Source organism: Aetokthonos hydrillicola CCALA 1050 (assembly GCF_017591665.1).
GTDB lineage: Bacteria > Cyanobacteriota > Cyanobacteriia > Cyanobacteriales > Nostocaceae > Aetokthonos > Aetokthonos hydrillicola.
In genome coordinates this window covers 1-25,671 of sequence record NZ_JAAKGC010000023.1, presented here as the reverse complement: position 1 = coordinate 25,671, position 25,671 = coordinate 1, and the positions used below count along the sequence as shown (strand labels likewise).

Here is a 25,671-nt window from a genome sequence, read left to right as displayed (position 1 = left end):
AACATAGTTGTATTAATATTACTCTCTTATGCAGAATATAAAAAAATATCAAATTATTCAAAAAATTTATGAAAGTGATAATTCCCTAGTTTATCGAGCTATTCTCAAATCTGATAATCAACCGGTTATTCTTAAGCTCCTTAAAGAAAATTACCCTACTCCTTCAGAACTTACCCGATATAAGCAGGAGTATGAAATTACTCGTTCTCTCTCAGCAGATTGTATTGTCAAAGCTTATGACTTACAGCGATACGAAAACAGCTTAATTATGATTCTAGAAGACTTTGGTGGGGAATCATTAAAATTCTTAATATCCAAGCACCAATTTTCTCTAGAAGAATTTCTTAAGATTGCTATTAAAACCACTGAAAGTTTAGCAGCTATTCACAGTGCGAATATTATACATAAAGACATTAACCCTTCTAATATTGTATATAATCCAGAAACAGAACAACTCAAAATCATAGACTTTGGAATTTCCACCCGTTTATCTCAGGAAAACCCAACGCTTTGTAATCCTAATCAATTAGAAGGAACTATAGCTTATATTTCTCCAGAGCAAACCGGTAGAATGAACCGCTCAATAGACTACCGGACAGATTTTTATTCTCTAGGTATTAGTTTTTATGAACTACTAACCCAGCAACTTCCTTTTGAAAGTACCGACGCTATGGAACTGGTACACTGCCATATAGCTAAACAACCTGTACCACCCCATGAAAGAACTAGTGGAATTCCCTTCACTGTTTCTAACATTGTAATGAAATTGTTAGCTAAAACCGCAGAAGAACGATACCAAAGTGCTTGGGGAATAAAAGCAGATTTAGAAACTTGTCTTGATCAATTAGAAACGCTAGGTAAAATCTCTCAGTTTCATTTAGGGTGTTATGATATTTCTGATAAGTTTCACATTACCCAGAAACTTTACGGACGAGAGCTAGAAGTTACTCAACTATTGACTGCCTTTGAACGAGTTAGTCAAGGTTCTACTGAAATGATGGTGATTTCTGGTTATTCAGGAATTGGTAAGTCCCTCTTAGTTAATGAAGTTCACAAACTGATAGCACGCCAGGGGGGATATTTTATTGAGGGTAAGTTTGATCAGTTGAAACGTGATATTCCTTATGCTGCATTTAGTCAGGCTTTCCATGAATTAATAAGACAGCTATTAGCAGAACCTGAAGCAAGACTACAAATCTGGCAACAGCAAATTTTAGAAGCTTTGGGTACTAATGGTCAAGTTATTGCCAATATAATTCCAAAAATAGAGGAGCTCATCGGTAAACAACTTCTATCGGACGAGCTACAAGCCTCTGAATCCCAAAACCGATTTAATTTATTGTTTCAAAAGTTTATAACTATTTTCGGTAAAAAAGAACACCCCTTAGTTATCTTCTTAGATGATTTACAATGGGCAGATTTGCCCTCCCTAAAGTTAATAGAACTCTTGATGAAGGATGAAGATAGTCAGTATATATTGATGATAGGAGCATATAGAGATAACGAAGTTAGTCCCCTACATCCCTTAATACAAACATTAGAGCAAATTAAAAGGACAGAGACTACAGTCCAGCAGATCGCGCTTCAACCTTTAGAAATTAATGATATTAACCAGTTAATTGCTGACAGTCTAAGCTGCTCACTAAAATACTCAAAACCTCTAGCAGATTTGGTAAATAAAAAAACTCAAGGTAATCCCTTTTTCCTCACCCAATTTCTCCAAGCTTTATACAAGGAAAATTTATTGTTATTTAACTCTAACCTCAGTTGCTGGCAATGGAATATTGAAGAAATTGAAAGAACTACAATAACTGATAATGTAGTTGATTTGATGGTTAGTAAGATTGAGAAGTTAGACGGGAAGACACAGAATATTTTAAAATTAGCTGCCTGCATTGGAAACAAATTTAGTTTAAAAACTCTCTCATCTATAAATAAAAAATCCCAAAACAAGACAGCTTATGAACTTCAGCCAGCGTTACAGGAAGGGTTAATTGTTCCATTAAGTGATGACTACAAAATTCCTCTTCTATGGAGTCAGGAGGAAATGTCGAGTAGTTCTTCATCTCGAGACTCTAATTTCATTCCTAAATATCCAGAATTAATTATATATAAATTTTTACATGATCGAGTTCAGCAAGCTGCATATACCTTAATTACAGCAGCAGATAAAAAAAAGGTTCATCTTGAAGTGGGTTTTACTTTATTAAAAAATACTACACAAGATAAGTTAGAGGAAAATATTTTTGATATTGTAAATCAAATTGATCAAGGATATGAACTAATTAGTGATGTTTCTAAGAAATATGAATTGGCTCAATTAAATCTTAAAGCAGGTAAGAAAGCAAAAGTTTCAACAGCTTATGGAGTGTCTTTAAAATATTTAGATACTGCACTAAAAATATTACCATCCAATAGTTGGTTGACCCAGTATAAATTGGCATTTGAAGTTTATGTAGAAACATTAGAATCTCTTTACTTAAATTCAAAATTTTCTGAAGTTGAAGAACTTTATGCAATTACTTTACAACAAACTAAAAGCACTTTAGATAAAATTAAAGTATACCTGATTAAGATACAATCTTATTTTGCCCAATTTCATCAGCAGAAAGCAATAGACATAGCTAGAGAAGCATTGACAGAAATAGGTGTAAATATACCTCAAGAAGAAAGTGAAATAGAAAATCAAATAAAAGAAGAACAGGAACTGTTAAAAATTTTATTGACAGACAAAGTAATTGATGATTTAGCTAGTCTCAAACCGATGAGCGATCCGTATAAGATTGCTGTCATATCAATATTACAACAGATAGTAGGTGCTGCAATACAAGTTAATTTTCGTTTATACATTCTAGTTATATTAATCCAGATTAATCTTTGTTTAAAATATGGAAACCCTATCGATGCTGCTAATATATATAGCCTTTATGGCATGATTCTATGTGGTGTAATCGAAGATTTTGATTTGGGATATAAATTTGGTCAAATTTCTCTAAAGTTGTTAGATAAATTTAATAACTATAAATCAGAAGCTTTTGTTACGCATTTATATTATGGATTTATATGGCATTGGAAAGAATCTATCAGAAATAAAATAGCAGAAGAAAAATTACTGAGTGGATTCCAAAGAGGTATAGATACTGGCAATCACGAGTTTGCTTCTTATGTGTCTATAAGCTACTGTATTGTGAAAATTTTTAGAGGAGATCCCTTAGAAGATATTAGACAGACTTGTAAAAAATTCACAGATATAATTAAAAAAATACAACAAACATATTCTTTTTATTACATTAAAATATGTAATAGTATAGCGCTCAATTTGGTAGAAGGATACAACAAAAGTGTTTTGATAATTGGTAATTCAGAAAAGGAAGAAGAGAATTATCTCAATGTATGGCTCCACGATAAGAATGAGTGGCTTTTATTTATTGCTTATCTGACAAAAACAATCGTTTATTTTTATTTTAAACAATATGAACAGGCTCTTGCTCACCAAATTAAAGCAAGTCAATACTGGAAAGCCTGTACTGCATATTTACCCGCGCCACAGTATAACTTCTACTCTTCTTTAACATTGCTTGCTTCTTGTAAGAAATCTAATACAAGACAAAAAAAACAATTACTACAACAAGTAAAAGAAAATCAGAAAGTGATGGCAGTCTGGATGAGTCATTGCCCAAACAATTTTAAAAATAAATATGATTTAGTAGCAGCCGAAGAAGCACGAGTATTAGGTAAAAAGTGGGAAGCTGAAGAACTTTATGAACAATCCATTCAAGGCGCTAAGCAATATGAATTTATCCATGAAGAAGCTTTGGCTTATGAGCGAGCAGCAGAATTTTATCTTTCAATTGGAAGAAAAGAAATTGGTCAACTATATTTAAAAAATGCCCATCACTGCTATACTCTCTGGGGTGCTAAAGCAAAAGTCGAGCAATTAGAATTGGAATATCCTCAGTTGTTTTTAGCAGCTTCTAAATCAATTTCAGCTTCCAATCTTAGTACAACTTCTTCTCTATCTAGCAGTAAAGCAGAAATTTTGGATATCACCACTGTTATCAAAGCCTCCCAAGTTCTTGGTGGTGAAATTAAGCTGGATAAGTTGCTCGAAAACTTAATGAAAACGATGATTGAGAATGCTGGTGCGCAAAAAGGCTACCTGATTCTCAATAAACAAGGTAATTGGGTGATCGAAGCCGAAGGATCTGTAGATTCTAATAACATCACTATATTACAATCTATCCCAATAGATTTTGTTGCTCCTGACACTCAGATACCCTTGCTATCGGATGCAATCATTAACTATGTTGCTCGCACTCACGAAAATGTCGTTCTAAATAATGCAACTGATGAAGGACAGTTTACCCGTGATCCTTACATTACCATCACTCAGCCAAAATCCATTCTCTGCACTGCTTTGTTGAATCAAGCTAGACTAAGCGGTATTTTGTACTTAGAAAATAATTTGACAACAGGTGCATTTACAAGCGATCGCGTCGAAGTCTTAAAAATCCTTTCCGCTCAAGCTGCTATCTCCATTGAAAATTCGCGCCTCTATCGAGAGTTAGAGAATTATAGCCACACTCTAGAAGAAAAAGTGGAAGCAAGAACCCAAGAATTACAGGAGAAAAATCAGGATTTAGCAAATCTCCTACAAAAGCTAAAAGCTACCCAAGCTCAGATTGTCGCACAAGAGAAATTGGCTTCTCTGGGAGCATTAACAGCTGGGATCGCCCACGAAATCAAAAATCCCTTAAACTTTGTTAATAACTTTGCTGAACTTTCCATAGAGTTAGCCCAAGAGCTTCAGGAAGAAATTGACAGTCAAAAAGATAATTTAGATCCCGAAACCGTAGAATCTATCGAGGAAATTCTCGATACTCTCAGCCAAAACGCTAAAAAAATTAATGAACATGGCAAAAGAGCTGATAATATTGTACGTGGTATGTTAGTGCATTCTCGAGGGCAAACTGGTCAAAGGCAGCTCTGTGACATTAATGCCCTGCTAGCAGACGCTGTTAATCTAGCTACGCACGGGATGCACGCAAAGGATCCTAGTTTCAACATTGTGATAAAGGCAGACTACGATCGCAATCTTGGGCAAGTTGACATCATACCCCAAAGCATTAATCGTGCTTTTATAAATTTAATTAACAACGCTTGCTATGCAGCGCATAAAAAGAGAATCTCTTTACAGAAAACGCAAGATAGCCAGAGTGAGGGGTTTTTACCTACACTTTCGGTTATTACTAAAGATTTAGGTACGCGAGTAGAAATCCGCATCCGTGACAACGGAGAAGGTATTCCGCAGGAACTGCTGGAGCATATTTTCAATCCCTTTTTTACGACTAAGCCTCCTGGCGAGGGCACTGGGTTGGGTTTATCTATTACTCATGATATTATTGTCCAGCAGCATCAAGGGGAAATTAAAATAGACACGCTAGTAGCGGATTATACAGATGTCATTATCATCTTGCCTAAAATTCTTTCTGAAAAGAATTAACTAGCAAGTCTTAAAATAAAAAATATAAAGTGAGTACATAAATAAAAAAATTCAAAAATGAAAGTAATGGTTGTAGACGATGAACAAGATGTACAATTTTTGTTTAAGCAGAAATTTAGAAGAGAACTTAAGCAAAATCAAATAACATTAGATTTTGTTCTTTCTGCTCAGGAAGCACTGGAATTCTTACGCAATCAACTAGCGAACTGCGTCGTTCTGATTATAGCAGATATTAACATGCCTGGCATGAACGGCCTAGAATTACTCAAAATCGTCAAAGAACAGTTTCCTCATTTAAAAGTTTTTATGATTACTGCTTATGATGATGAGCAAAAACACCAAATTGCGAGAAAATATGGCGCTGATGAGTATATCACAAAACCAATTGCATTTGACAACCTTAAGGAAAAAATATTCAATTTGCCTCAATAACGAGCCTAAGTCTGTCTCTCGTGAATGTGGAAAATCGCCGAACCCTGACAAACGAGAAGTGGAGTATGCTCATTGACTAATATTTAGTGTTAGGAATATCCTATTAGATCAAATTTAAATTATTATATTTCATAATTACAAAAGAAACTATGCCAGCTAAAATACTGGTTGTGGATGATGAGCCTGACTTAGAATCTCTATTACGCCAAAAATTTAGAAAAAAAATTCGGGAAAAGCAACTAGATCTGGTGTTTACACACAATGGTGTTGAAGCGCTCCAAAAGCTAGAAGCTGATCCAGAGATAGATATAGTCTTAACAGATATTTACATGCCCGAAATGGATGGGCTAACTTTACTATCTAAGCTCAACGAGTTATACCCCATCATCAAAGCAGTGATTATTTCTGCCTATGGCGATATGGACAATATTAGAACGGCGATGAACCGGGGTGCATTTGACTTTCTGACTAAGCCAATTAATTTTCAGGATTTAGAAATCACCACCTATAAAACTATACAGCACGTGCAGCAGATGAAAGCTGCTTGCGAACAGGAACGTCTAGCACGAGAAGCTCAAGCAGAATTACTAAGCCGTTTGCAACAAGAGGTTATTGAGCGGAAGCGAGCTGAGGAAGCATTACGTGGAAGCGAGAGAAGGTTGACTCAGTTTCTCGAAGCTGTACCAGTAGGCGTATTTGTCTTTGATGCTGAAGGTAAACCTTACTACGCTAATCAGATGGCGCAACAGATAATGGGTAAGGGAATCATTAATACGTCTACAACTAATGAATTAAGAGAGATTTATCAAGTTTATCGTGCAGGAACAAAAAACATATACCCTAATGAAGAACTACCTTCTGTGCGAGCACTAAAAGGCGAAAGTGTAACTCGTGACGATCTGGAATTCCACCAAGCAGACAACAAAATTATTCCCGTAGAGGTTTCCGGTACCCCAGTTCTTGATGAGAACGGTAAAATTGTCTATGCTATAATAGCTTTTCAAGATATCACCCAACGTCGACGAGCAGAAGCTGAGCGTATTCAGTTTACTCAAGAACTGGAACTTAAGAATCTCGCTTTGCAGCAGACAAAAGACGCATTAGCTGAGTCTAACCGGACTTTAGAGCAAAAAGTAAAAGAACGCACGCAAGAACTTTTACAAACCCTAGAAGTTCTTAAAGCTACCCAAGCGGAACTAGTGCTTGAAAACGCTTTACTCAGGAGTGCTGAAGATTCCTCATCCTTTGACTACCAAATCGGGGGTAGTTTGCCTATGGATGCTCCCACTTATGTTGTGCGATCGTCAGACCGTCACCTCTACAAAGCCTTGAAGCGTGGAGAATTTTGTTTCATCCTCAACGCACGACAAATGGGCAAGTCTAGTCTTATGGTAAGCATGATGCATCACCTCCAGCAAGAGGGGTTTCTGTGTGCCGCAATTGACATGACCCGTATCGGTAGTGAAAGTGTTACACCTGACCAATGGTATAAAGGTTTGGCTGTAGAGTTATGGCAAAGTTTCCACTTGCTTGGCAAAGTAAATCTGAAAGCTTGGTGGAATGAGCAACTTGATATTTCTCCTGTTCAAAGGTTAAGTCGATTTATTGAAGAGATTTTATTAGTTAATACTAAGATAGACGATGGCACTCCTCCACAAAATCTGATAATATTTTTAGATGAAATTGATAGTGTTTTAGGTCTAAGTTTTCCAATTAATGACTTTTTTGCCCTGATTCGCTTTTTTTATAATCAGCGCAGTATTAATCCAGATTATCGGCGTTTAACATTTGCTTTGTTTGGAGTTGTCACCCCCTCAGACTTGATCAGTGACCATCAGAGAACACCTTTTAATATTGGTCAGTCAATTCAACTCGAAGGTTTTCAATTGCATGAAGCCCAACCTCTGCTTCAAGGCTTGAAAGACAAAGTGAGTAACCCACAATTAATTCTTAAAGAAGTTTTGGACTGGACAAGTGGTCAGCCTTTTTTGACTCAAAAGGTTTGTAAGCTCATCCGTAGTTGTTCTTCCCCTATTCCCGCTAACGCTGAGACTGAGTGGATGACAAATTTGGTTCAGACTCATATCATAGACAATTGGGAATCGCAGGATGAACCAGAACATTTAAGAACAATCCGCGATCGCATCCTCCACAGTGAGCATCAACCTGTCCGTCTACTAGAACTGTATCGGCAAATTTTGCATAGCTCAGAAATTGTTTCTGTTGATAGCCCACAAGAAAAGGAATTGCTTTTGTCCGGCTTAGTAGTTAAACAAAACGGTTATCTGAAAGTTCATAATCGTATTTACGAACTGATATTTAATAGCAATTGGATCCAGCGGCAGATATACTGATTAAATCTGTCAACACTAGTTTTACCAAGGTGATGTCTACGCAAAATCTATCGTCTGAGCAACACTTAAGAGAAAATACAAATGCAAAACCATCTCCGCCTCTTTTGAACTGGGTGCAACCTTTAGTATTGCTTGCGGCACCTGGGATTTGGCTGTTACTTTTGTTAGTAGTGCCAACAGTGCTAATTCTTGAGTTAAGTTTTGTACCAGGAATTAGACCAGGAGATGTGGTAAATCCTAGTGGATTGGATAACTACATACGGATATTTGACCCTCTTTACCTGCGAGTCCTTAAGCGATCGCTCTTCTTTGCCCTTAATACTACATTAATTTGTTTAGCATTAGGTTTACCCGTTGCTTATTGGATCGCTCAAATAGCCCCACAGCGCTGGCGAAATTTACTTTTGATTAGCTTTGTTTTGCCTTTGTGGACTTCCTCGTTACTTCGCTCGTATGCTTGGATTACAATTCTCCGTCCTACTGGATTACTCAATAGTTTACTTAGCAGCGTAGGCTTACCTACTTTAGATATACTTCACCGCAGTCCCTCTGTGTTGATTGGCATGAGCTACAGCTTGCTACCCTATATGGTTTTGATTTTATACGCATCTTTAGAAAAACTAGATAAACGTTTGCTAGAAGCCGCCGCCGATTTAGGCGCGAATCCCGTGCAAGCTTTTTGTCAAGTTACCGTACCTCAAACCATTACTGGGATTTTTGCTGGTTCTTTTTTGGTGTTTATCACTGCATTAGGAGATTTTGTCAATCCAGAATTACTTGGTGGTGCTTCTAGTATGACAACCGCACGGTTAGTTTATAACCAGTTCCTTGGTGCTACCCAAAATTGGGGTTTTGGTTCAGCTTTAAGTATGATGCTAATTTTGGTTGTTAGTATTGCGATCGCGCTTTTAATTAGGTTGGGTAATGTCTCACCTAAGAGATAGGCTAGAATACGACCATACATCGAATCAAAACTGTAAACACCATGATTGCTCAAATGATGGTTCAACCCTCATCGTGGGTAGAATCTGGCGTACAAATCAGCAAAGTTAGAGATTTATATTTATTCAAGTTTACCCCAGAGCTACAATCGCGCCTTGACCAACTGAGCGAGAAGAAAAAGGCTGATATGCTGACATTGGAAGAAGAAGCTGAATTAACCGGGATATTAGAACTTGATCGCATTTTTACTTTGCTCAATGCTAAAGTTATTGGCGGATCATGACGGTTAATGAAGCAACCAGAAGATTAGTTAGGGAACGGGCAAAGTTTCTCTGTGAATATTGTCATATTTTGCACCTGGGCTGTCAGCCAGTCAGCCAGCCAGCGATTTAAATCGCTGGCTGATAGCTAAAGTCCTCTTAAGAGGACTGCTCAAGGATTTCAGTCCATTTCAATGGACTTAAGCTATTAGCCCGGAACTTCAGTTCTGGGCGGGATATCGGGCTGATTCAAGATATCAGCCTACCAAAAGGGGCGTAGATAATTTTTCAGCCAATAGAAAGGACTGATCATACTGCTGATGTAAAATTCCATTTCGCAAAGTGCAATAAGATCAGTTTGTAATTCACCTCTATATTTCATGGAATGTTTTACAACACGGCGGAGGTTGCCAAAAATAGTTCTGATAAACACTATTGGCTTTTGCCATTCTTCGGCATTGATAAAGCGTAGCTGACAAGTACACAGACCACAACCGCGAGATAGGCTCAATAAATAATCCTTTTCTAATCGCCAATGCGGTATTTGGTGATAGGTATGCATTTTGGGATTATACCAAATTTGCCAGCCAGCTTTATGGATGTAAAGCAACGGCTCATAGTCATCCCCCTGTACAAGAACACCTGGTAATTTTCCTGTTAGTTTAGGTTTTACAGGAACATTCTCAATCCATGCTTGTTTACGAACTACTAAACAAGCAGCCGGAGGAAGTCTTAAATTATCTGCATCAAATAAAAAAGGGTTATCCCCGTGTTCTCTGATAGCTAAAAAAGCTTGTATTCTTTCAAAATTGTTGGGTGGTTTAACTTGATAATCACCATGAATTTGACCACTCCAAGCACCAGCTTGAGGATGTTGTTTGCCAAAGGTGTAAGCTTCTTTGAGCAAATCAGGTGCAGGCAGGTTATCATCATCTAAAAATGCGATGTACTCGCCTTTTGCTTCCCGTACAGCTAGCAATCTTGCAAAGGCTGCTCCCTGTTGTGTTTCACGTAAGTATCTTAATGGAAAATTTTCATCCCAAGTTGCTTGGTAATTCTGAATTAGCTTAGCCGTATTATCGGTGCTGTTGTTGTCGATGACTAGCACTTCACATGTGATGTGTTGTGATTCAATGTGGGAACGCGCTATTGCAAAGCACTCTCGTAACCCATCCAAAATTTTTGGTAATCGAGCCTCTCCATTATAGGTTGGGATGGCTACAGTAATATCTAAACGTTGAATTGCTATTTTATTCATCTAAAAAAATTTCTTTACTCACTGCTCATTGATTATTTCTTGTTTTTCCTTGGCGGTTTTTTTCAAATAACCTTGTTTCCATAAATAAAAAGGACTAATAAAACTACTTAAAAAAAGTTGCATTTCGCAAGCAGGAACTAATTCTGTTTTGACTTTTAGACGATATTTGAGTAAGTGAAAAATTATTTTACGGGCGTCGTTAAGCATATAAGCAAGAAAAGCAACTGGTCTAAACCAAGGATTGATATTCACCATTCGCGTAACATAACGGCTTAGCCCAATACCCCGAATAAACGGAATCAAATACTCCCTTTGTAAACGCCAACTTGGTATTTGATGATAAATTTTCATTTCCGGATTGTACCAAATTTCCCATCCTGCTTTTTGAATGTAAGACAACATTTCTAAATCTTCACTGGTTAGCATATTGCCAGCGACTCTACCTGTTAAAATAGGGTAATTTGGTACGCTTTCTAACCAAGCTTGTCGACGAACAACAAGACCAGCGGAGGGAGGAAGCAATCTTTTGTGAGGCTCATACAGTAATGGCAAATCGCCCCTTTCTGTAATGGCTAAAAATGGAGCGATCCGTTGAAAGTTTTCTGGTGGCTTGACTTCCCACTCAGGATGGATTTGGCTAGCATAAGCTCCTGCCTTTGAATACTTATGACCAAAAGCATAAGCTCTTGCAACCCAGTTTAATTCTGGGTAGTTATCATCATCTAGAAAACCGACTAAATTCCCTTTGGCTTCTTCAATAGCACGTTTACGAGCATATGCTGCTCCTTGCTTGGGTTCAAAGTAGTATTTTAAGGCAAAAGGAAATTGCCAATATTTTTGGTATTTTTGTACTAGTTTAGCTGTATTGTCTTTGCTGTTGTTATCTACAACAATAATTTCCCAGGAGAAGTCTTCAGTGCAAAATTGCTTTTGCAGTCTTTCCAGCAATTCAGGCAACCGAGTTTCACCGTTGTATGTTGGTATGGCTACAGTAAAGTCAATTTGTGTAGTCATTAGACTCGCTAGAAAAGCATTTTACACATTCATTTTAAAGTGTAACATGATTTGAACATCCCGTCTTTTCCCCGATTTTTAATTCCACAAAAAAATGTATTCCATATCACATGTAAGAATAATATCTTTCCCAAATTAACTAGTTACAAGCATTTTGATCAGCACGAGTCGCACCTAGTAAAGTGTCAACACTGACGCAGGCTTTATAATTACCTTTACTTCGAGGCATGAAAGTAATTTTACCGAGTTGGCTTGTATCTGCTATGGAACCATCGTAATTAAACTGTAAACGATAGCTTGTTGTTGATGTAGAAGACCCAGTAGGCGTAAACTGAAATTTAATATCACTAGAGCCTTGTCCAATTAAAGCCTCATTGTTTGCACCTTGACAATCGTTAGTAGAAGGGACAGGACCAACATAAGAAAGTACTTGAGTACCATTATCACTTAAGCAAACTTGCCAAGAGGTTTTTGCTCGCCGAGCATTCGCTTGTGCATCACGTATTAATGCCACAGCTTGACGCTTTGCTGTAGTTAAGCGCTGTCTGTTCATGAATCCTAGCCAGCCAGGAACAGCGATCGCCGCTAGCACTGCGAGCAAAGCAAGCACTGTCAGTAGTTCGATGAGACTAAAACCAGCTTCGGAATCCTTTAAAAACAGTTGCACGTACGGCGCACCACCAAAAAATCTCTCTACTCTATTCCCTCTATTTAGTTGTTTGTTCATTTTATTATTGGGGAGTTTTGTTAATAACACCACGAATAAGTACTTGAGTTTGTAAAGCTGGACGGAAACTATCATTTGTAACAGATGGTTTCCCGTTAGCATTACCCCTCAAATAAAGAACCACATCTTGGTTAATACCACTTGGAGTTGTGACTACTGTTGTCGTAGTTGGAACCACACTGCTTATACAGGCAAAGAAACTATTAGAACTAGCAGTTGTAGATGTAGACTTAGGAGTAGGAACTTTCGTTGAATCACATGCAGGAACCGTAACAGTTGCAGTTGGAGAATCGACAAAATCGACTAAAACATCAGGAGAATTACTGCTTAATGGTGATTGAGATTGTAGGTTCGTCCCGGTTTTAGGATCAACCGGCCAAGTTTGGAAAGTGGTACTATTCTCAACCGAAGGGTCTACATATCCTTCAGATTGGGTAAAGCTGCTAAGAGTCTTATATTTGCGCAAAGCGTACCTGGTAATTCTAGATTTTCCGCTCCAAGTGTTGCTTGAGTTAGCAGTTGATTGGAGATAAACTACCAATGTGTAGGTGCGGCGCTTAACCTGAAGATCCTGACACTCCTGTTGTTTTGATGTACTTACCCCAGTACAATTAGGCATGTCGTTATCAGTAACTGTTTCCGCTTTCCAAAAAGCTAGAATAGGCGTTTGATTAGTAAATGTAGGGATATAATTAAGCAGACCTGGGCAATAATTGGCGTTTCCAGCAGATCCTTGGGCTGTTGTCTTCATACAATTGCCGTCATAGACATACACAGCCTCACGCAATTCTCTGGCGATATAGTCTAGAGCCATTTGCATTTCCTGTTGAGTTTCACTGCGAGCTGATTCTTTGGCATCAGCTTGCAACAGATCTACAACCAGATATAACAGAACCGAAATAATCAGAAACGCAATTATGAGTGCTACTAAAAGTTCAATCAGGGTAAACCCCTTGTTTTTGTTCCTTTTAGAATAGACCCATAACCAATTCAATAACAATCTTAGATTTTTTGTACGCATTTTCTATCTCCACTATGAGCGAACAAAGCAAAAGTAAAAACTAAAACTCCTATTGCTCAAGTAGGCGATGGAGAAGGTGTTGCTAAAAAATTCCTATAATTAGTTAGAGAATCTTTGAGATCGTTGCGCACTATTAGAGTATAGACTACAGCTAAAGGATACTTACGCTGATTTCCTTGCTCAGTGGTGAGTTTAAGTGAGGCTTGGGTTGTTTGTAAACCTGATTGTCCGTTAGCCAGCGCTGAGTACACTCTTACCCCCAAGTAAAATCCAACTGTTTGAGATGGGGTTCCAGCCGCTAATGTTTTTGTACGGAAAGTTTGTACATAAAAGTCAGGGTTACTCCCACTATTTACTTTGAAGCTGCAAGCACCAGAACTTGCACTTGCAAAATTACTTGTGCAGGAACTAAAGGTTGTAGGTGCAGCTACTGCATCGGGTTGACCTGTTCCTGCATCAGGCGGTAAATCGGTATCAGTGTAATTTCCCTTCTCGATCAATGCTCGTACTTGATCAGCTTGGCGTTGAGCTAGCTGCATTGCTTGTTGAGCTTTTTGATTTTGAATACGAGTAGCTACAGCTAGAAAAATCGGAGGAGTGATTGCTACAACAACTATGGTAACTATTATGATTGCCATCAGAGATTCCATAATTGTAAATCCTTGTTCGGAAGGATTTTTTGCAACTAGCTTTTGTAACTTAATATGACTTTTTAGCCGTGTTGCTTGATATAAGTTCCTTAGCATATTGTTTTCCTTTAGGTTGCAGTTTTAAGCAGCTATGTAGGTATGTAGGTTGGGTTGAGGAACGTAGTTGAGTATGTAGGTTGGGTTGAGGAACGTAGACGCCCAAAGCGGCTTCCCGCAGGGTAACCCAACATTTTTAGAAACCCGGTATTTTTAAGAGTTTGTTGGGTTTCACTTCGTACCCCTACGGGGAAGCAAGCTACAACCCAACCTACAATTCTCAACCCAACCTACAATTTCCTATTCCCTGTAAATTGTATTCAACTACTTAAGAACAACTAGCAATAGAATCAATCTTGTTTCCATCTTTGTCTTTTGCACAGCGTAGTTTTAAGATGTATGGGTCATCTAAGGCTAGTTCATTGTAAATTTCACTGCGGGTATTCCCTGGAATGGTAAAGCGTCGAGATACTGGACCAGCCGTTTGATATTGCAGCGCAACATCATAACCCCAAAGTCGGTTTGGTGGTAGAAAGTACCAAGTGTACTCACTGTCGATCGCACTTTGACCAGGTTCCCAAGAATCTTGATCGAAAGTACCAGTGGCTTGGGTACTAAATTTTAATTGTATGAAAGCTCCAGATAGGAATAGATTCTGTCCACTCCAAGTTTCATTTAACCGAGGGAACATGTGAAAGCCGCCATAAGATTGGAGAGCACGAGATGGGATTATATTTTGGACTATAGTTGCATTCACGCGAGTTTGAGTGGCACTAGCAACACATTTTCTATTGCTACCCACACCACAAGCCCCATCTTGATCAGAGAATCTCAGGTAGCTGTGGGAGTAACTAGAGTCACCCGTACTGAGAAGTTCATATTCTTTAGTGTTACTAGAAGAACAAGGCGTCGTACTATTACTGACAGTACAATAATATGGCTTGCCATTTTGGGAGATTATAATTGGCGAGGTAGCGTCATAGGGATTCTCTCGTACCCAACTACTACTATTAGCAGCAGTATTAGTGCCAAACACGGTGTTATTGGTGATGGGAAAGTAAGGACGATTTTGGTTGAGGTAAGAAGTAAAGTTAGCACCAGTGCTACAACCATAGCTATTAGCTATGTTAAAACTTGGATAAGCTCCAGGATAAATAATTCCATCTTCGATACTGCCATCACAGGCGTTACTTGACAGGATAGTAAAAGAATCAGCTAAAATCTCTGTAGGACGCCAGTAATCTGTTGAGGGTTGAGCAAAATTCGTATCTCTCGTAGTCCTCTGGTAGAATGATGTGTAAGGTGAACTGTTGTTGTCCCAGTTAGTTGGATCCAGTTTTTGCGTGAATTCCTCCAATAATTTATTAGAGGCGTTAGTACCATCACTACTATGCAGGTTTAAATCTCCCTGAACATAAACAGGATTATCTGAAATAAATGACATCCCAGCAGAGTTTGTACCACGATTTATACTGGAGCCATTTTTTAAACGGAATCCATAAGGACGACGGTCTGGATCAGGATAATAATCTACAGGTTTGGTACTAATACCAAGACTACTAGTGATAGTTGGATCGCTAAGACTGCTAGGTTTTGCATTCATTGCTGCTCCTGCAGGTCTGGCGATCGCATCTTCCCGAACCGCATCTTCCCGAAAAGTGTAAACAATACCATTTGGAGGAGGAGCATTAGGATCGGTTGCAGTGGTATCGTTAACTGGTAGCCACTTGTCACCACCAGGAGCATTTGTGCTTTTCAGCAAGTTTAAATCTAGATCCAGCACTCGCACGCTCATCATTTCCCGACCGTTAAATAAGGCAGCATCTTTGAAGGCAACTTGGTAGTATGTCTGGGAAGCTGTTGCATCAATATACTTGACTAAGTTATTTAACCCTACTTGATTACTATTGGGTAAACTGCCCGGTTGACCAGGGATAGAATTTATTTGTGTTGTAGTAAGGGCAAAATTTGGGGTGTTCCAACTAGCTGGGAGAGTTGGCTGTGTACTGATAGTTGATAAATCTGTGTCGCTAATGAGTTGGTAACGGTCAGTTAAAGATGTTGGGTTAACTCCTGAACCTGTGATGTATGAGTCTGATCTGTCTTCAGCATGGTTACTTGTTGGAAAAAGGTAGTACAAAGCTGTGTACTTGTTGGCCGTTGGACACAATATGTTAAGAGAAGTCGCAGTAGAATTAACAGTTGTAAAATCGCAGGTGTAACCAGTACCATTCAGGCGATCGCGTTTTACTTGTTCCTTAGTAGCAACTAGCCTTGCTAGGTTAGCTAAGTTATGACTCGTCCCTTCCAACTGATTGATAGCATCCTCTGGTGCACTTGCAGTAATACTACTTAGTGCGGTATTTAACTCATCCAACAACTTAACAGATGAATCAGTCGTATCCCAGTTGAGGTTGTAATCGTATGCGTTGAGGTAGCTGATATTATAAGACAGCATTCCTAACATACAACTTGCCGTATCCATGTAAGATTGATCGGCAATACTAGAACCCGAAAGAGAGCGACGCAGATTGGAAAAATCGCCATACTGTGTCATTACAGAGTATGGGTGCATAACGCCTGTTGCTGCTTCTTGAGTAGGAGGAAAAGCACCCTTGGGATCTCCAGCAAAATTTGCTAGATTGTTTAGCGCTTTAGTGAGAACAGTACTACTGGTAGGAACACTAAATTCCCAGCCATTAGTTCCTCTACCCATGAAAAAATTGCTAATAATAGGGGAATAGTTGCTCGCCGTAGTTGTTGTCACACCTGTGGTTTGGTTAGTTGTAACAACATTTCGTTTGAATGTTATAGTTTCAAACGTAGCACCCCATTGAAGTGTTTTTGCAGTGCCTGGATGGACGGTAGTTGCTATGCAAGCAACAGGAGTAGTTCCACTTCCACTCTTGTAATGATAGACAGCAGTTGCTTGAACTGCAGCTAGATTATCTCTTTGGGTACGACGTTGGAGAAACTCGTGTTCTCTACCCATACCACTAGGCGTAACAGGGTTTGTGGGAAGCGCTAGCGGATTACCCAATTCCAAGCGCTGTCCGACAATCACTCGCAAACCCCCTGTAACTGCTCGTCTTTCCCAATATCCATCTAAACCTAGAGCTTCTGGACTTCTTGCATCTGGAGGTGTATTCCTAGTCAGAGCGCTATAATTTGCATCAGTAGAAGTGATAGAATCGCCAACTTTTTTCCCTGTTGGTATTGGGAGTTGACTTGTTGATATCGATTTACCATCGTAAGTAGGGTTTGGTCCATAGCGATCGTCAGCCCGATAAGTATCATCTAAATAAGGTGGAGTCGCGTCTTCATTGAAAACCCTTTTTTTAGTGTAGAGAGTTCCTGTTATCCAATTAGTATCTCTATTTGTTGCGTTTGTTTTATCTGTTCCTCGGGCTTGAAAAGTACCTTGTGTAAACAAAGCTACTGGATCGACAGCATAATCAGCTGTATTGGAAGTTTGAGCAGAATCTTTTACAGAATCTGCTGATAATGTAAATGGTTGATTCTCTGTTGGAGCAATACCAGTTCCATTAAATAAGTCAAAATTTGTTGTAGCACCATAGTCTTGGCGATTGAGTCTGCCTGCTATAAATTGACCTTGAAAAGTAATATTACCAGAGCTATCAGTATACTGACCTGCTGTGACTTTAGAATCATTTGCAGAAGTATTGACGCAAGAAGATGGAGAGCTAATTAAGTAAGATTTAAAATTACCATAAGGTCCAAGGAAGATACTACCATCACTATGCATAGCCCCATTCCATCGGAAACTTGGTCCCTGAAATAGTTCTATGTCACCACGGAAGTAGGCCCCCCATTTATTACCTTTATCGGCTTGTTTATCTTGTTGTAACTCTAAAGTCGATACAGCTCTATTTGCTTTATTCGCATTATCAACAACCAACGCCGTGACTTGAAAAGTTTTGGCTAAGCTTGCAGAAGTAATAGGTTCCCAATCTTTTTCATTTGATGCTAATTGAATTGCACCACCGCAGCTATTTGTAGATGAGTTAGTCGTGTTGACTGGACCATTACGAACAACAAGGTAAGGAGCCTTGGTACTAGCACTATCTTTTACACTGGCTACAGTAGTACCACTTGAATTTACTGCTTGTTTTCTAAAAATAATTGCGTAAGCGATGGTTTTGTTATTTTGTGTAAAATACCAGCCAATGCCAGGATTATTATTGGCATCTTTGAAATTTGATAGCCGCGTCTCATCAGGTAGTGTATAAGTATCAGTACCACTGCTTGGTGCTTCAAGCATACTCTGGAGAGTGCTATCTGAAGGTATCCCAGCCGGTAAACGAGTATCCTGTCTGAAAAGGTACTCCAGTTTCGACTTGGCTCTGTCAATTGCTGGCGTAGCTGAATTATAAATAACCTGCTGCTGTCGTTCGCTGATAACTTGACTGGTGCGAGTGAAAGTGCGGAAAATTATCGTTGTGACTACTAAGGTGACAACTAATAGCACCATAACTGTTGTTGGTAGCACAAACCCACTTTGAAGATACCGTCTGCGGCGACTTCCAAGGAAAATTCGCAACAGGCGGAGAATTAGGATTTTGATAACTTTCTTTAATTTGACAACTTTTTTTATAAAGCCCGTGGCAAATGCTCTGGTGTATCTGTTCTTGGTCATAGATGTGCTATTAGAACCAAAGTTATGTGCTTTTTTATGGCACGGTATTCCAGCAACGACATCGGGATTTTCCCTTGTCTGCTGATGGTATGAGAATACCCATTTGCTTAGAAAAACTATCAACGCTGTCACAACTTGCACATTGAGAGGAATCGACGAGGATTTTTCCAGTCGCGCTTCACTGTGAGGGGGAATCGGTGTTATCGTGTATTCTCAGGGCGAATGCTATACCCTGCGGGAAGCCATAGGCTACGCCCCTACAAATCCGTCAGGAAATAAGAGCAGCGCCATTAATAGATTACAGTTAACAATACCCCACTTGTATCACCTATCTGGTCAATTAAATCATCAATAGAATTACCTGTAGCTAATAATTCACCATCTTTTACTCCTACCCATTGATTGAGGTAGTGGCGATCGCGACGCTGCTGACTTACCCAAGCACGACTCTTTTTCAAACTTTGGTGATCTATATCATTTCTACGCTTTACTGTTACCGTGGTTGGTGCAAGAATATGAGCAGTGGTCTTAATGTCCTCATTATCTGGGTAATGCTTAACAGCTTCAATCGAAAGCTGCTGTGCTGACGACAAGTTACCCGTCGATAAGGCGGTTCGCATAGCGTTAATATAATCTTCTGGTGTCTTGTCTGTCATATACAAATAGCTCATTTATTCTATTTTTACATCCCAGAGATTGTGGAAGCAACGCAAGATTAGGGTTTTGAGTTAGATTCAGAAGATTTAGCGAATAATAACGGCAATAACGCACCTGCAACAGCAGCACAAAACGAGAGTAGCACTGTGATAGCATCCTTAGAAAGATATTTTGCTAATCGGAAATTGCCCGACGGGAATTTCTCGAATTGATAGAAACGATTATTATCTATAAATTTCCCCAAAAAAGTCGAGAGGAGATTGAGCAAATGTTTGGATTTAGTGAGTTGAAACAAACTAAAGTTTATCAAGAAGCCAAGGAAGAAGGAAAAATAGAAGGCAAACTAGAAGGAAAATTAGAAGGAAAATTAGAAGGCAAACTAGAAGGTAAATTAGAAGCAGTTCCTTTTATGTTGAATTTGGGTGCGACTGTAGAACAAATAGCTGAGGCGTTAGGTTTAGATGTTCAGGTAGTTCGATTGGTAGCAGCGAAAACTAATGCTAAGCAAGAATAAAGCAACTAAGTAGATCGGCGAAAAAAATTAAATATATATGAAGAAAAGTAAATTAACTGTAGGGTGCGTGATAGGAAGCCGTAACGCACCTGGAATTTGTGGCTGAATTTAAACCCTCCTCTACAATGCAGCGGTGCGTTACGGCGCAAAAATTAGTGAATTGGTGGAAAACCATACTTTGAAATGCGCCTAACACACCCTACCCCTTATCATTGCATCGGCTTACCACACCTTAACTGACGGACACCACTACCGTTACAAAGATTAAATTTGCTTAATATTTCGTTACGATAAGGACATCAAGAGAGGTGAAAAGAAACCTCTTGAACCTAAAATCGCTGGTGAACGTTATGAATGGAACGATTCGCGTTGGAAACCTGTTTGGTATCCCCTTCTATGTACATCCATCCTGGTTTTTAGTTCTAGGTTTGGTAACCTGGAGCTATAGTAGTGGATTAGGAGCGCAATTCCCTCTATTGTCGGGAGGATTGACGTTAGTACTGGGATTGATGACAGCGTTATTGTTATTTGCTTCTGTCGTTGCTCACGAATTAGGACATAGCTTTGCAGCAAAAAGGCAGAATATTGATGTAAAATCAATAACTCTATTTATATTTGGTGGTTTAGCAAGCTTAGAGAAAGAGTCTAAAACTCCAGCAGAGGCATTTTGGGTTGCGATCGCAGGTCCATTAGTTAGCCTATTACTATTCGCTATATTTTTAGCTATTGGTTTTGCTACAGCTGCATCAGGACCATTTGCAGCAATTCTGAGTGTATTGGCTTCTGTTAACTTAGCATTAGCACTATTTAACCTCATTCCTGGTTTGCCTTTAGACGGTGGTAATATACTCAAGGCAATTGTATGGAAAATTACAGGTAATCCTTATAAGGGAGTGGTTTTTGCAAGTCGAGTAGGGCAAATATTTGGTTGGGTGGCGATCGCATCTGGATTACTACCACTACTACTATTTGGTAGCTTTGGTAACTTTTGGAATTTACTAGTTGGTTTCTTCTTATTGCAAAATGCAGGTAATGCAGCGCAATTTGCTAGAGTTCAAGAACATCTGACAAACTTGACAGCAGTTGATGCTATTACCCCAGACAGCCCGATTGTATCTGCTAATCTTAGCCTAAGAGAGTTTGCTGATGAACAACTCTTGAATTCGCAAAACTGGCGTCGGTTCCTGGTAGTTGATGATAATGGACAACTGGTAGGAGTCATATCTGTTGATGACTTACGTTCTATTCCTAGTAGACTATGGTCAGAAAAGCAAGTTATAGATCTCATACGACCAATTGAAAAATCTATCACAGTGCAATCTGATCAACCTTTGTTGGAAGTCGTAGAACTACTGGAAAAACAAAAGCTATCTGCGCTTCCCGTGGTTCGTAACAATGGCGCGTTAGTTGGAATCCTCGAAAAAGCTTCTGTAATTAACTTACTGTACCAAAAAACACAACCTAATCCTGCTTGAGTATTGGGCATGGGGCATGGGGCATTGGGCATTGGGCATGGGGTATTTACTCGCTCCTCTGCTCCCCTGCTCCCCTGCTCCTCTGCTAAGAGCTCCCTATTTACTATCCCGTTTCCATCCCCAACTGATCATTGATATTAATTCTTGTAAAGAAAATTGATTGATAATCTTTGCTAGTTGCTTAAACTGATAAAATTTTTGTAATGCTGATGGATCAGTAGGATCTAGGGTAAAAAACTCGCAAAAAAGGTCAAAATCTTCACAGATTTTTAGGTAAAAACCGTTAAAACCACTGACAAAAGCTTTTGTGACCTTTTCCGCTCCGGAGTTGAAGTAAGTGACGGACTGATCTACACGGTTGTAATCATTCTCTGAACTGCTGAGTCGTTCGAGTTCAGACAAATCCTTGATTAACTTAAATTTGCCTAGCATCATGCGATAAGGGATCCTCCTGCGTTTTGAATGTTCTCAAGGAAGCTATCTTGTTACACTCAAGTATCAAGTTAAATTATGAAACAATTTTGACCCACGGTAAAGTTTATGTCATTGATTACGTAAGTACATCGACTTTTAGATGGTTGACAAGCGTTACAAATGATGCAAATATCACTCAACCAGGCGTACATAAACAAAATCAAGCTCGTTGTCGCAGCACGTTTACCAATGTGGTGAACTCTACAGGAGGGGTGGCGGTGACTTCGATCCAATTGCCAAACACTGGATGTTGTAAACTTAGTTGCCAGGCATGGAGCGCTTGACCAGGCAAATTGACCCCCACTGAACGACCAGAACTGTACACAGGATCGTTGACAATGGGATGATTCATGTAGGCGCTGTGAACACGAATTTGATGAGTCCGTCCGGTTTCTAGTTGAAAGTGCAATAATGTATAGTTTCCTAATCGTTCTTTAACTTTCCAATGAGTCACCGCAAGTCGTCCTCCTTGTTCTGTTGAAACAACTGCCATTTTTTTGCGGTCAACTGGGTGGCGACCAATAGGCACATTGACGGTACCACTTTCTGTTTTAGGCGCGCCATACACAACCCCAAGGTATTCTCGGCGTGCTGTTTTGGCTTTTAGTTGCATTTGCAGATGTTGATGGGCAATTTCAGTTTTGGCGATCGCGATCGCTCCCGTTGTATCCTTATCCAGTCGATGCACAATTCCCGGGCGCTGAACTCCTCCAATTCCAGGTAAATTCGGGCAGTGTGCTAAAATGGCGTTCACTAAAGTACCATCTGGATGACCAGGTGCAGGATGAACAACTAAGCCTGCGGGTTTGTTGAGAATAAGTAGAAAATCATCTTCATACAGAATATCGAGAGGAACATCTTCTGGTTGTAGCTTGAGTGGTTCGGCGGCTGGTATTTCTAAAGTAATGCGATCGCCTACTTTAACCATTGTCTTTTTAGATGTGCAGACCTTGCCATTAAGTTGGATGTGACTTTGTTCGATTAACTGTTGAATGCGAGAACGAGATAAATCTGGTAGATGTTGAGAAAGGTAGCGGTCTAGGCGATCGCTGTTTTCTTCAACTTGTAACAATATTGGTTGGCTGTTGATCACGTCTTGATATCAAAGAGGGGACAGCGAATAGAGGGGACTTGAACCCTCATTAATTCGGCCACAACATCATTTATAGCGGTTTTAAGTTATGTTAAACAAATCGAACGATAGGGTTACACAGCCGTTTATCTCTACAAAGATTATCTGGCGATGAAATTCTTGAGTCCATAAATACCTTGTCGTTTATCCAAAACTCTGGGAAAAATGAAACGGCAGGTTTTTGCACCCTTAGATCAATCCAGCACAGAGAATGCGAGATCAAAGTTCTTTGAAAGAGGATAAATCATTATGGGAATTTCGACCACCGTAGAAAAATATTTAGTCTCGTAGAAACGCCAGCGACCTCGACAGGGGTGCTAAACTAGGGATTACATCTGTTTTTACTAGAATTGACCAACAAAGTAAGGGTGGTAAGATAGTTCTTATGAACAGCAAGAAACATGTCGTTTTAGCATTGGTGCTGAAAAGCACTATTGTCTTTTTGCCTTTTCTCATCTCTGTTGGTCTTGCCAGTGCCCAGCCTGTACTTTCTGCTCAAGAGCAGGAAAAACTGACGCAAATGCAACAAGCAGACCGAATTCGAGAACAAGTCGAAGCAGATGTTGATCGTGCTTTTGGTCGTACAGGTATTTTACTAAATATTTGGCTAGTCATACTGACGCTGTTTCCAGTGGCAGTGATTGCTTCTTTTTGGCTACTAAGACGGGTTGTAATCCGTGAGATTGTCGATAAAGCCATGGAACAACTTGAAGAAGTGGGAGAGTTACAAAACCAGCTAGCCGCTGTTCAACAACAAGCCGAAAGAATTATAAAACAATCTAAAAGTATAAGTAATGACTTAGAAAACGAAGTTAGAGTACTGAAACAAAAGATACAAGCAGAAAACGAAAACTTTGTATTTACCAAGTCAACTATAAATCAATCTAAAGAACAATTATTAATAGAGTTAGAAGGAATAATACAGAAATCAAAACAAAATATAGAAGATTTAGAATCGGGATTTGCGTCCGAAATATCTGAGTTAGAAACGAAAACAAGACAAAGAAGTAATACAACTATTGAAAAGATTGGTAAATTAGAATCAGACATTGGCAATCAAGTTTCAGAAATACAATTAGGTATTCAAAAACAAAAGGATATAGTTCTTGAAAAGATAGAACAGTCAAGACTAGATTTTACTAGTCAAATCTCTGGTTGGCAGTCAAAAACAGAAGAAGAAAAAAATATAATAAGAGAGAATCTACAAAAGATTCAATCAGAAGTAGAAAAAGAAAGAGACACAACAATAGAAAACTTACAAAAAACCCAATCAGAATTACAAGAAGAAAAAAATATAGTAATAGAAAACTTACAAAGAATTCAGTCAGAAGTAGAAAACGAAAGAGAAACAACAATAGGAAATTTACAAAAAGCTCAATCAGAATTTTTATCCCAACTCTCTTCTTGGCTAGTTGATGCAGAAAAACAAAAGAATCTAACTATAGATATTTTTGGAAAACTAGCAGTAGAATTTAAGTCTCAACTGTCTGGATTTCATTCGGACGCGCAACAGGAGAAGGATAAGATTTTTAGTGATTTAGAAAATTTGCATTCAGAATTTCTAGTCCAAATTTCTAAATGGCAAATAGATGCGCAAAAACAAAAAGACTTAGTTATTGAAAATTTAGAAAAAACAGGATCAGAGTTTACATCTCAAGTTTCTGACTTACACATAGATGCTCAACAACAAAAGGATTTAATTGTCCAACGTATTGAAAAATTAGAATCAGAGTTTGTAGCTCAATTATCTAAAATAAAGACAGATACTCAACAACAAAAGCAGAGAATTATTCAAAAAGTTTCTTCAATGAAACCTTCTTCCATACCAGTTATAGAAGCTGTACCAGTTATAGAAACTGTGAAGGGAGAAGAACCAAAAGAAAAATTACCTAAACAACCAGGGGCGTTAGTTTTATCTGAGAATGAGGAAAAATTAACGGCTGAGGATTATTTGAAACAAGGAGAAACTCTTTTTTCTCAAAAGCGTTATGAAGAAGCACTCGCAGCTTATAATAAATTAGTTAAACTGCAGCCAGAAGAACCTATTGGGTGGCTGAAAAGAGGCTTAACTCTAGGCAGGTTGAAACGCTATAAAAGTGCCCTCGCCTCTTATGACAAAGCAATTCAACTTAAGCCTGATGATCATCAAGCTTGGTGTGATCGGGGAGTTATGCTAGGCTATTTAAGAAGACATGAAGAAGCTTTAGCATCTTTTAGTCAAGCGACAAAGATTAAGCCTGATGATACAGTTGCTTGGTTGAACCAAGGACTTGCTTTAGAAGAGTTAGAGCGATACGATGAGGCGATCGCATCTTTTGATAAAGTGCTTGAATTTAAGCCTGAGTCGTATAAAGCTTGGAATAAGCGAGGCTATACTCTTGTTAGGTTGGGGCGCGATGAAGATGCGATCGCAAGCTTTGACAAGGCTTTGGAAATTAATGCTAACGACGCCAATACCTATTACAATAAAGCAGCTTGTTATGCACTACAAAGACACGTAGAGCTAGCCGTCAAAAATTTACAACTAGCAATTAACCTCAATCCTAGATATAAACAAGATGCAGA

The 25,671-nt window shown here is 38.9% G+C and carries 17 protein-coding genes; 8 read left to right on the top strand and 9 right to left on the bottom strand.

Going from position 1 to position 25,671, the window contains the following annotated elements; all coding sequences use genetic code 11:
- Positions 1-28: 28 nt before the first annotated feature.
- The 5 genes from G4P69_RS14000 to G4P69_RS13980 all read left to right on the top strand — a co-directional run bounded on the left by G4P69_RS14000 (position 29) and on the right by G4P69_RS13980 (position 9,514).
- Positions 29-5,503: a trifunctional serine/threonine-protein kinase/ATP-binding protein/sensor histidine kinase gene (locus G4P69_RS14000; RefSeq protein ID WP_208338604.1), complete on the top strand. Its 5,475-nt coding sequence runs from the start codon at positions 29-31 to the stop codon at positions 5,501-5,503.
- Positions 5,504-5,560: 57 nt separating this feature from the next.
- The gene (locus G4P69_RS13995; RefSeq protein WP_243902082.1) at positions 5,561-5,935 is read left to right on the top strand and encodes a response regulator; all 375 of its coding nucleotides are present in this window, start codon (positions 5,561-5,563) and stop codon (positions 5,933-5,935) included.
- Positions 5,936-6,084: 149 nt separating this feature from the next.
- A complete protein-coding gene (locus G4P69_RS13990) occupies positions 6,085-8,289 on the top strand; it encodes an AAA-like domain-containing protein (protein WP_208338605.1) in 2,205 nt (734 codons plus the stop codon).
- Positions 8,290-8,321: 32 nt separating this feature from the next.
- Positions 8,322-9,233 carry an ABC transporter permease gene (locus tag G4P69_RS13985; RefSeq protein WP_208338606.1) on the top strand — a complete coding sequence of 304 codons (912 nt, stop codon included), beginning with the start codon at positions 8,322-8,324 and terminating at the stop codon, positions 9,231-9,233.
- Positions 9,234-9,274: 41 nt separating this feature from the next.
- A complete protein-coding gene (locus G4P69_RS13980; RefSeq protein WP_208338607.1) occupies positions 9,275-9,514 on the top strand; it encodes a hypothetical protein in 240 nt (79 codons plus the stop codon).
- Between the two features lie 239 nt (positions 9,515-9,753).
- On the opposite strand, the gene hpsE (G4P69_RS13975) is transcribed toward G4P69_RS13980, so the two are convergent.
- From hpsE (G4P69_RS13975) to G4P69_RS13945, 7 genes are all read right to left on the bottom strand, one after another.
- Positions 9,754-10,749, bottom strand: a complete 996-nt coding sequence (gene hpsE, locus G4P69_RS13975) for a hormogonium polysaccharide biosynthesis glycosyltransferase HpsE (RefSeq protein WP_208338609.1) — start codon at positions 10,747-10,749, stop codon at positions 9,754-9,756.
- Positions 10,750-10,767: 18 nt separating this feature from the next.
- A complete protein-coding gene (hpsE, locus tag G4P69_RS13970) occupies positions 10,768-11,763 on the bottom strand; it encodes a hormogonium polysaccharide biosynthesis glycosyltransferase HpsE (protein ID WP_208338610.1) in 996 nt (331 codons plus the stop codon).
- A 139-nt stretch (positions 11,764-11,902) separates the two neighbouring features.
- Positions 11,903-12,490, bottom strand: a complete 588-nt coding sequence (locus tag G4P69_RS13965) for a prepilin-type N-terminal cleavage/methylation domain-containing protein (RefSeq protein ID WP_208338613.1) — start codon at positions 12,488-12,490, stop codon at positions 11,903-11,905.
- 4 nt (positions 12,491-12,494) lie between these two features.
- The gene (locus tag G4P69_RS13960; protein WP_208338615.1) at positions 12,495-13,511 is read right to left on the bottom strand and encodes a PilW family protein; all 1,017 of its coding nucleotides are present in this window, start codon (positions 13,509-13,511) and stop codon (positions 12,495-12,497) included.
- Between the two features lie 56 nt (positions 13,512-13,567).
- Positions 13,568-14,257: a hypothetical protein gene (locus G4P69_RS13955; RefSeq protein WP_208338617.1), complete on the bottom strand. Its 690-nt coding sequence runs from the start codon at positions 14,255-14,257 to the stop codon at positions 13,568-13,570.
- A 268-nt stretch (positions 14,258-14,525) separates the two neighbouring features.
- Positions 14,526-18,854: a hormogonium polysaccharide biosynthesis protein HpsA gene (gene hpsA / locus G4P69_RS13950; RefSeq protein ID WP_208338619.1), complete on the bottom strand. Its 4,329-nt coding sequence runs from the start codon at positions 18,852-18,854 to the stop codon at positions 14,526-14,528.
- Between the two features lie 290 nt (positions 18,855-19,144).
- A complete protein-coding gene (locus G4P69_RS13945) occupies positions 19,145-19,510 on the bottom strand; it encodes a hypothetical protein (protein ID WP_208338620.1) in 366 nt (121 codons plus the stop codon).
- Positions 19,511-19,719: 209 nt separating this feature from the next.
- Here G4P69_RS13945 and G4P69_RS13940 point away from each other — a divergent pair, with 209 nt between their 5' ends.
- Positions 19,720-20,025, top strand: coding sequence for an Rpn family recombination-promoting nuclease/putative transposase (locus tag G4P69_RS13940; RefSeq protein WP_243902083.1), 306 nt, complete (start codon positions 19,720-19,722; stop codon positions 20,023-20,025).
- A 350-nt stretch (positions 20,026-20,375) separates the two neighbouring features.
- Positions 20,376-21,500: a site-2 protease family protein gene (locus tag G4P69_RS13935; protein WP_208338624.1), complete on the top strand. Its 1,125-nt coding sequence runs from the start codon at positions 20,376-20,378 to the stop codon at positions 21,498-21,500.
- A 96-nt stretch (positions 21,501-21,596) separates the two neighbouring features.
- Here the strand turns inward: G4P69_RS13935 and G4P69_RS13930 are convergent, their stop codons facing one another.
- Together G4P69_RS13930 and G4P69_RS13925 are read right to left on the bottom strand one after the other, a co-directional pair.
- The gene (locus tag G4P69_RS13930) at positions 21,597-21,935 is read right to left on the bottom strand and encodes a hypothetical protein (RefSeq protein WP_208338626.1); all 339 of its coding nucleotides are present in this window, start codon (positions 21,933-21,935) and stop codon (positions 21,597-21,599) included.
- 199 nt (positions 21,936-22,134) lie between these two features.
- The gene (locus G4P69_RS13925; protein ID WP_208338628.1) at positions 22,135-23,067 is read right to left on the bottom strand and encodes an RluA family pseudouridine synthase; all 933 of its coding nucleotides are present in this window, start codon (positions 23,065-23,067) and stop codon (positions 22,135-22,137) included.
- A 424-nt stretch (positions 23,068-23,491) separates the two neighbouring features.
- Between G4P69_RS13925 and G4P69_RS13920 the strand changes: the two genes are divergently transcribed.
- On the top strand, positions 23,492-25,671 hold a 2,180-nt coding region (locus G4P69_RS13920; protein ID WP_208350326.1), incomplete at its 3' end, for a tetratricopeptide repeat protein.